The organism is Acaryochloris sp. IP29b_bin.137 (assembly GCF_028285745.1).
Lineage (GTDB): Bacteria > Cyanobacteriota > Cyanobacteriia > Thermosynechococcales > Thermosynechococcaceae > Acaryochloris.
The window spans coordinates 1-10,002 of record NZ_JANQOP010000321.1; the positions used below are offsets into that span (position 1 = coordinate 1).

The 10,002-nt window shown below is 50.2% G+C and carries 6 protein-coding genes and 2 pseudogenes; 2 read left to right on the forward strand and 6 right to left on the reverse strand.

Annotated features, from left to right (window positions below):
* Window positions 1-293: 293 nt before the first annotated feature.
* Together Q0991_RS21955 and Q0991_RS21960 are read right to left on the reverse strand one after the other, a co-directional pair.
* The gene (locus Q0991_RS21955) at window positions 294-1,400 is read right to left on the reverse strand and encodes an amidinotransferase (protein ID WP_299492596.1); all 1,107 of its coding nucleotides are present in this window, start codon (window positions 1,398-1,400) and stop codon (window positions 294-296) included.
* 135 nt (window positions 1,401-1,535) lie between these two features.
* On the reverse strand, window positions 1,536-1,712 hold the full coding sequence (locus Q0991_RS21960; RefSeq protein WP_299492598.1) for a hypothetical protein: 177 nt from the start codon (window positions 1,710-1,712) through the stop codon (window positions 1,536-1,538).
* A 297-nt stretch (window positions 1,713-2,009) separates the two neighbouring features.
* On the opposite strand from Q0991_RS21960, the gene Q0991_RS21965 reads away from it, so the two are divergent.
* Both Q0991_RS21965 and Q0991_RS21970 read left to right on the forward strand, forming a co-directional pair.
* On the forward strand, window positions 2,010-3,449 hold the full coding sequence (locus Q0991_RS21965) for a TldD/PmbA family protein (RefSeq protein ID WP_299492600.1): 1,440 nt from the start codon (window positions 2,010-2,012) through the stop codon (window positions 3,447-3,449).
* Window positions 3,446-4,810, forward strand: coding sequence for a TldD/PmbA family protein (locus Q0991_RS21970; protein ID WP_299492602.1), 1,365 nt, complete (start codon window positions 3,446-3,448; stop codon window positions 4,808-4,810). The genes Q0991_RS21965 and Q0991_RS21970 overlap by 4 nt, the downstream gene beginning before the upstream one ends.
* 156 nt (window positions 4,811-4,966) lie before the next feature.
* Here the strand turns inward: Q0991_RS21970 and Q0991_RS21975 are convergent, their stop codons facing one another.
* The 4 genes and pseudogenes from Q0991_RS21975 to Q0991_RS21990 form a co-directional block, all read right to left on the reverse strand.
* Window positions 4,967-7,732 carry a TIR domain-containing protein gene (locus tag Q0991_RS21975; protein ID WP_299492603.1) on the reverse strand — a complete coding sequence of 922 codons (2,766 nt, stop codon included), beginning with the start codon at window positions 7,730-7,732 and terminating at the stop codon, window positions 4,967-4,969.
* Window positions 7,733-7,960: 228 nt separating this feature from the next.
* Entirely contained in the window at window positions 7,961-8,911 is a 951-nt protein-coding gene (locus Q0991_RS21980; protein ID WP_366525042.1) for a glycosyltransferase family A protein, read from the reverse strand.
* A 39-nt stretch (window positions 8,912-8,950) separates the two neighbouring features.
* Window positions 8,951-9,460, reverse strand: a pseudogene (locus Q0991_RS21985) (transposase); the annotation flags it as partial.
* A gap of 87 nt (window positions 9,461-9,547) precedes the next feature.
* Window positions 9,548-9,904, reverse strand: a pseudogene (locus Q0991_RS21990) (cytochrome P450); the annotation flags it as partial.
* Window positions 9,905-10,002: the final 98 nt, after the last annotated feature.

Consider the following 10,002-nt stretch of genomic DNA (forward strand, 5'->3'; position numbering starts at 1 on the left):
GCTCAAGGCAGGTTGGGATGATGACTACCTGGTCAAGATCCTCAGCGTTGCTGCCAAGGGAATATCTTCTTCATGAAGAACTATGTGCGATTGCCCTGGCAGAGGATCTAGCAGTCTTGACGGATATTAAGGTTATTGCTATAGGGGGTTGGCATTGAAATAAGCAGAACAGACACGGTCTCATTTTGTCCTAATTGGCTCCTTAATTGCTATAGCGCTACACGCCAGGAATTATTAGCCCGTCGTGCAGCCTATATCTGGAAAGCCGATTTCGCTTCAAATACGCTGTAAAGCTAGCAATAGGACTGCAACTCACCCCGTCGACGGATATCGAGAGTGGCACAGTGGAACGAGCCACCGAAGGGGGCAAAGTTAATAAAAGGACATTTAATCGGTTCAAATCCCCAATCCTTGAAAGCAGCAATCAAAGACGTTTGATCTTCTTCCACAATCACTCGCTTTTCATCCAGCATGAGTACATTTAGGCTAATCCACTTACTACACATCGAAGGGACTCCCTTAATGGGGTCGGGCTCTGGGGGAACCAACATATCCCAAGATTTAAGCGCTTTGGGCAGCTTATCCACATCGATATATTCGGGATTAATCAATGCTTTCCTTGGTGCCAAAGGAATAAAGGTGGAGTCAATATGCATCGGGGTCGGGCAAGTACTGTTAATTTCATGAATTTGATAGCGATCGCCCAAATGACGCCTAAGCCAGGTAATCCCTGCTTGGTTCGTCACATTGCTTTGAGTCACAAATAAATCACGGCCACAGCGGACAAAATCAGCTGCATCAAAAACCGGCTCAAACTCATTGATCACATAGCGTAGGGGCTCACCTTTCTCAGGGGGAGTAAAGGAGTAATCGAATAACTCATCCGTCAGTTCAGGCTTGGGGGCCGCCGTCCAACGGGCTCCTTGCGCAAAATATTCTTTAAACAGTGGACGATAGGCATGGGTCTCAAAGTAGCGACACCGCCAGGCCATTGGCGTTTCAATAATTTCGTCCCCAAGAACCATAAAGCCATCACGAGGACAGGCCGTGCAAAACCCTTTAGAAGACCAGTCCAATGATTTATAGCGCTTTGTCCCTTTAATCACTTCAGGGCGTCGCACCACAACCCCTTCAGCTTCTAGGATATGGATAAATTCATCCAACTCACGCTGCGCTTTTTTCAGTAGGAACTTTGGATATTTTTGACCCGCAAAGATCCGGTAGAGCCGAGCCGTACTCGGTGGAATGTTATAAGTAACCGTCACGTGATACGGCGGAATAATCGCCCCTTCTAGGTGACCCACAATCACCTCTTCCAGGGGGTCCCATTCATTATAGGAATTGACAGGACAGGGGGTTGTCGTCGTTGTATCGGTCAAGTCTGTCATCAATTCCGTCATTGTCTCTCCTCACCTATTTCGAATAGCCACTGATGTCTATTCGACGTCAAAAGTTCCCTCAGAACTGTATGAGATCTTGCTGCGAAAATCAATCATGCCTAAGGGGCTATCCTTGTTTGTGACTATCAACACAAATTAGGGGCAGGAAAGACTACCTTCAACTGACTCTTTAGTCCGTAGCCCATCATCACAAACCGTCTTCGCATGCTCTGAGGCACACCGAAAGCCCCCGACCACTTGCTCGGCTTCTTTGGGAGATAACTCTACAAACAGGTCTTCAATGGGACAGGTTAGATTGCGGGTGGATTTCATAATTTTCTCCAGTGGGTGTGATGTGTTTTGTTGAATTCACTATCACCGAAATTCCCAGCAGAAAAAATCCTGAAAAATTCAGCTTTATTCAGGTTTTGATTCAGATATTGACTCGTCCAATAACGTCAGTTGAGCAAAAGAGGTCAATATCCCAAGCGTAGTGTTGGAATAGCTCACTCGGATTTTTATAAGCAAGGTAGTTTCTGTCCAGGCACAAGCCCAGAACATCTTTGCTTCTACAGCGCTCTCATAATCGAGAAACGTTACACTAGCGCATATCTCTATCCGTATTTTGCTATGAAGTTTGACCTTCATCAGGCCCTTAATCACCTCGATCTCAATGCAGATTGGGTGGGCCTCCGTCAGGTGAGCGAGAAAACCACCACCCATGCTGTTCGAGACGGGCGGCCCCAAAGTAATGGTCGCGATTTTACCCAAGGCGTAATGGTGGAAGTCCTTGCTGAAGGCCAGTTTGGTTATGCCGCTACCAACCGCTTAGACCCCGCCAGTTTGCAAGGGGCCGCTGAGCAAGCGTATCAACAAGCGATCGCAACCTCCAAATGGGCGATCCACTCCTTCACCCCAGAGGTGCGTCCCAAAGCCGTGGGCCAATACCAGTCTCCGTTTCAACAGCCCCTAGACCTGATTAGCGTTGCCGATCAGCTGGATCTGTTGGTAAAAGTCTGTGACACTCTCCACGTCTCCGACCAGATCGTTAAAACCAGCGCCTTTACCCAAACCTTGGAAACGGAGCAGATCTTCGTTAGCAGTAACGGCACGGATACTCACCAAACCTTTGGGTTTGTGATCACCAACTATGAAGCGACGGCCCAGGACGGCAGCATTATCCAAAAGCGCACCGACAATGGTCCCTTAGCCCGCTGTTATCAAGCGGGTTCCGAAGTGTTTGACCCGGACCAGGTGCTCGCTCGTGCCCAACAAGTGGGGGAACAAGCCATTGCCCTACTGGCCGCTGAAGACTGTCCCACCGCCACCACCACCTTGGTGTTGGCACCGGACCAGATGATGTTGCAAATTCACGAGAGTGTTGGCCATCCCCTAGAGCTAGATCGGATTCTCGGAGATGAGCGGAACTATGCCGGGTCCAGCTTTGTAAAGCTTTCTGATTTTGGTCATCTGGTGTATGGGTCTCCGTTGATGAATATTACCTTTGACCCCACCGTCCCTGGTGAGTTTGCGGGCTATGCCTTTGATGATGCCGGGATGCCTGCCCAGCGAGAATATTTAATTAAAGAAGGACTGCTGCTCCGGGGGCTGGGGAGCTTAGAAAGCCAAGCCAGAGCCCAGGTGCCAGGGGTGGCTAACTTCCGAGCCCGTTCCTGGAATCGAGCCCCCATCGATCGCATGGCCAATCTCAACCTAGAACCCGGCCAATCCTCCTTTGAGGAGATGATCGGCGATATCGAATCCGGGGTATATATGGAGGCCAATCGCTCCTGGTCCATTGATGACTATCGCAATAAGTTCCAGTTTGGCTGTGAGTATGCCCGTCTGATCGAAAAGGGCAAGCTCACCAAGATCTTACGCAACCCCAACTACCGAGGCATCACTAATCAATTCTGGGGGAACCTGGCTCAAGTGGGGGATGCCAACACCTTTGCCATGTATGGCACCCCCTATTGTGGCAAGGGCGAACCCAATCAATGCATCCGGGTCGGTCATGCCTCACCCACCTGCGTATTTAAAGAAATCGAAGTATTTGGAGGAGCCGCATGAGCACCAGTGTTGCCACCATTCCCACCGAGACCCTGACGGCTTGGGAGTCCACCTTTAATCAGCTGGCCGATCTGCTGTTAGATAACTTGCAGGCGGGAGAACATCTTTCCATTGAGTTGGCGGGGGAACAAAGCCACTTTATGCGCCTCAATGCTGGAAAAGTTCGCCAATCGGGTCTAGTGACCGATGCCAGCATTAATATTCGCTTGATTGCCAACCAGCGCACGGCCTATGCGGGATTCCCCTTTACTGGGGACCTGGCGGTGGATAGTGCTGTAGCCCTAGAGCAGATCCAGCAACTGCGCCAAGACTTACCCCAACTGCCAGAAGACCCCTATATTGTCCTGCCGGAAAACTATGGCTCCAGTCGGGAAGCCTATCCCGGTCAGCTACTCGCACCTGATCAGGTCTCTGCTGCTCTATTGCCTGCGGTGCAAGGGGTAGACTTTACGGGCATTTATGCCTCAGGTCCCATTGTCCGAGCCAATCGCAACTCCGCAGGTCAGCAGCATTGGTTTGCCACGGAAACCTTTGTCCTCGATTATTCCTTAATTGCCCCTTCCGAAAAAGCCGTTAAAGCCACCCTGGCGGGCCAAACCTGGGACCAAACCGCCTACACGGACCAAATCCAGCAGTCCATTACCCAGCTTAAAGTTCTAGATCGCCCCGTTAAGGTGATTGATCCGGGGCAATATCGCACCTATTTTGCCCCCGCTGCCACTGCCGAATTGATAGGTATGTTGTCCTGGGGCGGGGTGAGTGAAGCCTCTATGCAGCAGGGCGGCAGTGCCCTGGCCAAACTGCGAGAGGGCAAGTCCTTGTCCCCCCATTTGACCTTAAAAGAGAACTTTAGTTTGGGCTTGGTGCCTCGATTTAATAGCTTGGGGGAGGTTGCCCCGGAAGAAGTACCTTTGCTCGTGGAGGGTCAGCTTGTTAATACTCTAGTGAATGCCCGCACAGCCAAGGAATATCAGGTTAAGAGTAATGCGGCCAGTGCCCATGAGGGGATGCGATCGCCTGAAGTATTACCTGGAACTCTAAGCACAGCAGATATTTTGGCCCAACTGGGAACGGGATTATACCTATCTAATTTGCACTATCTGAACTGGAGCGATCGCACGGGCGGACGAATCACAGGGATGACCCGCTATGCCTGCTTTTGGGTGGAGCAGGGTGAGATTATTGCACCTATTAAAGATCTACGGTTTGACGATAGTCTCTACGAATTTTTAGGTGCAAAGTTAGAGCACCTCACCGATACCCAGGAGTTTATTCCCTGTGTAGACACCTATGGTGCCCGCTCCTTGGGTGGCTCCCTGATGCCAGGATTACTGATCAATGACTTTACTTTTACTCTGTAATCAAGAATGAGTCGCTGAGATCTTCAGTTAACTTTTATCTAACGCGGAGCTGAGGGTTGGACAACAGTTTTGGATAGATGCCTGGATTATAAATTCCGTCTGTGCCTGCGCAGGGTTAGGCATCAATAGCAGAGGCTTTGTCCGTCACCCACGTTTTTATCCTCCAAGTAGCGCCACCGCTTGGTCGTAGGCGACCCGGCAAACAAACTTGCCGCCATCACAGGTGGCCAACTTCAACGCCTTCTGGGCCAAGGTCTGTGCCTCAGGTAAATGGCCCGCCGCCTGGGCTAACTCCGCCAAAAATAGATGAATATCTGCCCCTTGGAGGACGTAGCCACTGCGGGTGGCAATGGCGCGGGCTTCCTTGGCGAGGCGGTGGGCCTCGGAGAGATTGTCCTGGTCACGGCGGAGACGGGCGAGATCGAGCAGGATATCGGCTTCAAATTCAACTAAGTTGATGGCACGGCAGCGGCGGAGGGCTTCGTTGAGGTGGTGGTCGCTGGCAGAGAGATCGGGGGTAAGGCGGTGGACGGCACCGAGGAGCCAGTGGGCGCGGACGTAGTCTCGTTCCACCGGGTAATCAGTACGGGCATCTTCATCGGCAAGGGAGAGAGCATGCTGAGCGGCAGCGAGGGTGGTGGCGGCAAGTTCAGCCCGCTGTGAATTGGAGGTCTGGTGCGATCGGGTCTGCAGTAAAGCACTCAAAGCCCGATAGGCCCAGACAATTCCTTGGGATTGGATGCTGCTATTTTTCTCGAACAATCCCAGTGCCCGATTCAACGCTTGTGCTGCTGCTCCCCAGTCTCCCTGGTAAGCCAGTAGTCGCCCCAATTCCTGATGCCCTATCGCGTCCCGTCGTTCATTCTCAATTTCCTGGCCGAGGGCGATCGCATGGCGCAGGTTGGCTTCAGCGGCTTGTAGGGCACCGATGGAGAGTTGTGCCTGAGCCAGGTTTCCTAGACCGATCGCCCAGTTTTTCTTATCTCCTTGTTTTTCTCGAATCGCGTTGTGCTGCTCAAGCAGGGACACAGCCTGTGCGGGCTGACCGTTGAGGGTGTAGCTACTGGCCAGCGCGTTCAGCGTCCAAGCTTGGTCACCTTCAGATTGGAGTTGGGGGGGCTGGTCTTCGCCCTGGAGAAAGAGGGCGCGGAGGAGTTCGATCCGTTGTTGATAGGCTCCGAGTTGGTAGTAGAGGAGTTTGTTAAGGCGCTCATAAAATAAATCACACGCCTCGTCATACTGCCCCGCCTGCACCATATGGTGATACAGCTCCATCACCGGGGCCAGGTCATCCACCGCCGTCACCCGCTCCACTGCTGGTACCGCCGCAAAGTAGTCCCGCAGTTGGCCATGGGTGCTACTGCGCTCTGCCGTACCCATACGGTCATAGGCATAGCGCCGCACAATCGGGTGCAGGTCAAATCGCTGGCCCTCCTGCTGCACAAGTCCCCGCTCGATCAAATCTTGCAATTCGCTTTCTAAATCAGACTCCTCTGTCGCCAACGCTGCCAGCACTTCAAAGGCTACCGGGCTGCGAAAACAGGCAATCCGACTCAGCAGGTGTCGCCCATCCAGGCTCAAACTCTCATAGGACTGCTCCAACACATGGTGCTGCCGTTGCACTAGGTCCCCGGTCAAATCCTTTCGCTGCGCCGCCTGAATATCTCCCGGATTGCGCAAATCCTTGATCACCACCCCCGCCAGCAACCGCAAACTTAACGGGTGAAACCCATAGGCCCTACAAGCCTGCTTAATCTCTCCCCGATTGCCCCGGATCCCCTGCACCCGAAAAAACGCCACCGCATCCGCCGCCTGCATCTGCGTCAGCTCTACCTCCCGGCAGCCCTGAAGCAGTTCGCCCCCAGTCACCTCCACCGGGCGGGGCCGCAGCCGGGTAGACATCAGCACCTTGCCCTGCAGTTTCGGCAAACTCGCCAAACTTCGCAAAAATAACTCTGCTCCAGGATTAATACAATCGCGTCCCGCATCAGCAATGTCCCGTTCCCCATCCCCCTGATAGGCCGCCCCCAGATTGCCATAGGCCCGCAGTTCCCGCTCAAACCCATCTAGCACCAGCAAGATCCGATGCTGCCGCACATACTCCAACAGCTGCCTCACCCGCTCCGATGGATTCAAATCCTCTGGCTGATTCACCCGCTCCGATCGCTTCAAATCCGCCGATAACCACCTTCTCAGCTTAACCAGCGTTTCATAGACAAAATTATCGAACCCTGCTTTCTCTTCGTAGAAACTCCACCACACCACCATGGGCCAATCCCCCTCCGTCACGTCATGCAGCAACCAATGCCAGGTCAGGGCACTCTTGCCAAAGCCTCCCAAAGCCCGCAGCACAAGTAACGGCTGGGTTCCTTGATTTAGCCAATCACTCAACAGTTGTCGCTCGGCGTCGCGTCCCGTAAAGTACCGCGGCATCCCGTAAGGGTGAGCCAGAAACCATGGTTTCGGTGTCTCTTCCTGCGGAGGTGCCGCTTCAGCTTCCACAATCCCAAACGCCCGAAACAACTGCCTCCAGGCAATATCTAATTCGTCAGAAACAGTGAAATCAGCGTAATTGAGAAATCCAATGCTGGTCGGTAAGGCACAAGGCTCCTTCAGAATCGGGATTAACCGCCCACGATCGTTAACTGGATCAATGGATTGGAGTATGTATCTTTCATAGGTCGTCCACTTGCTTTTCAAATAATCTGGTGTAAGTACCAGAAGCGTTCTTTGGCTTTTGGCTAAGGCATCTTCCAGATCTTGAATGGCAGGCTTACCCAGTTCGACGTTGTCAACATCAATCCAAACCTTTAAACCCGCCTTTTGCAGCCTAGTCAGCAGTTCCCCCCGCACCCAAATGTAGGAGATAAACACGTCGTAGTCGTAGGTAGCGGCGTCGGTATCGGTGGGGCTGTGGCTCATGGATGACCAGGGACAGTGCTAAATTCCTTTCGTCCTATTCTATTCGATGGATTGGTGCTGGATTGGGATACTAGGTGGATTCATACTCTCCCTTAGTCCCCTTTTCTAAGGAAGAGTTCGAACCATAGGTTCAGTCTTTAAACACAACCGTAGTTCAAAATTACCCATTTGAGGGTAATTTAGTCGAGCTCAACTCCTGTCCTAACCGTGCAGAACCACAACCTTTTCTTACGCTTGCCGTGAAACCTCTAGGAAATCAAAATTTATTTTCTGAGGATTTAGACAAGCTTCAACAATCAATTCAGGAGAAAAACTTGAAACTTCCTGAGAAAATATTTTCAAATACTCTTCATAGAATAAAAAACCATTAGGATTACCCTGAAAGTGGAACTCATTTTTTTCTCTAGCCCACTCGAAATAATTGTTCGTACTAATATTTTTATCAAAAATATTCTTTAAAGTTCCTCGCCCAAGATGAAGCAGGTAATTCTCAGCGCAAAAAGGAAAGTCTACACGTTTAATTCCTGCTTGAATCATTGATTTTTGAAGAGGCACAGCGGGATCGCCAACCTCTTCAAAAGTACATATTCCACGCTTCCAAACTCTCACAGGATCTATCAAAATACTATTAATATGTGCGTATCCTTCTGGAATATGTTTATGAGGTTGAAACTGACCACAAAGACCAGCATTCTGTTTCTTTAGAGCATCTACAGAATCTTCTAAGATATCTGAGCGCAAAACTACTACATCAGAATCAAGAACAATAACATAATCGGTAGCTTCCTTCTCAGAGGTAGCATCAATTTGTTTTCTCAGTAAATAATCCATAGCTTGATTCAAGGCAGGACCATGATATCTTTGCTCAGAATTAAATATCGCGGTAATAATTTTTGCTTCTTGCATTGTCGACAACAATTCGACCGAGCCATCAGTTGAATTATTGTCAACAATAACGATTTCAGATATTTTCTCTCTACCGACAATTCGACACAGTGAAAATATCAACTGAGAAATGAGATCGACTGTGTTGTAATTAGCACAAACAACTGATATCTTTGGCGGCGAAATAGTATTCGTACTCGATTTAAATTCAGGCCAATTCCTACGGATCCATTGCCTCCTCATTTGGCCAAAATTAATACGTAAATATCTTCCCATAAGGCTAAGAAACTCCATAAGTAGGTTTGGGTAAATAAGTCTTTAGTATGTAACAGCTCATGAAGCCGCCAATTTAGAGGGAAATCTAAACCGCTCAACCTTATATTCGCCCGCTCTTGCCCTGGCTTCAACTCCATCAATGACGGCATAGGCCAGATCAAGTTCGTGTTCAAACATGCGTCCACAAATCTCATGCGCCTTTAACTGATGCCACTCTGACTCAGTCGGATTCATTTCTGAACAATATTTGGGCAAGAAAAACAGATAAGGCCCCTTGGCTTCCCATGCAGACCATTTTTGTTGGACCGCTTTGCTCATGTGAATGGGGCCATTGTCCTGCACCACCCGAACCCGACCATTTTTTTCAAATTCGCCCTGAGCTTGAGAGGCCTGTTTATCCATCATCTTGATATAGCGCTCACCATCAAATCCACCCACCACTAGACCATACACAAAGCGGATAAACGGTTGCAATAGCCCTAGAATACTAACGTGCTTGTCCCGTCGCTTCGCTTGTTCGAGCCGCTTTTGTTCCCCTCAGATAAAGTAGCTGTACTCAGCAGGCATAGCGAACACCATGTTTGGCAAGATTAATTGTAGCTTTGGCAGCATCCCATTCGAAGTCCATACCGAGCAGTATAATTTAGCCAATAACTACTCAGACAAAGCCTTAAAGGTCACTTTGAGACCATCTCGGGGACGAGGCGAAGGCACAACCATTAAATCTAGATTTTGGTCAGGTAACAATTGCCAGTCATAATGCCGAAGCAGAGTTGCTGCAAAGATTTTCATCTCTAAACGCGCAAACTCCTTACCCAGGCATTCTCGAATCCCACCCCCAAAAGGGAAATAGCCAAATTTCTGCCGTTCTGCGCTTTGCTGAGCCAGCGCCTCAGGACTAAACCGTTCTGGGTCAAACTGCTTAGGGTTCGCATATAGCCCTGGATCTTCATGGGTACCACCAATGGAGCAGAGAACCGATCAACCTTGGGGAATTTGATATCCGCCAAACCTTTGGGGATGACAAGGGTTTCACAATGTGTTCTGAATCAGTGATAGCGCCCTCATGCCTCTCTGGTAATTGAGTCGTTTATGGGGTTTCAGTTGCA

What these genes read in the sequence shown, in the direction of transcription:
- Q0991_RS21955 (WP_299492596.1), bottom strand. Translation starts at nt 1,400, where the DNA reads ATGACGGAATTGATGACAGACTTGACCGATACAACGACGACAACCCCC.
- Q0991_RS21960 (WP_299492598.1), bottom strand. Translation starts at nt 1,712, where the DNA reads ATGAAATCCACCCGCAATCTAACCTGTCCCATTGAAGACCTGTTTGTA.
- Q0991_RS21965 (WP_299492600.1), top strand. Translation starts at nt 2,010, where the DNA reads ATGAAGTTTGACCTTCATCAGGCCCTTAATCACCTCGATCTCAATGCA.
- Q0991_RS21970 (WP_299492602.1), top strand. Translation starts at nt 3,446, where the DNA reads ATGAGCACCAGTGTTGCCACCATTCCCACCGAGACCCTGACGGCTTGG.
- Q0991_RS21975 (WP_299492603.1), bottom strand. Translation starts at nt 7,732, where the DNA reads ATGAGCCACAGCCCCACCGATACCGACGCCGCTACCTACGACTACGAC.
- Q0991_RS21980 (WP_366525042.1), bottom strand. Translation starts at nt 8,911, where the DNA reads ATGGAGTTTCTTAGCCTTATGGGAAGATATTTACGTATTAATTTTGGC.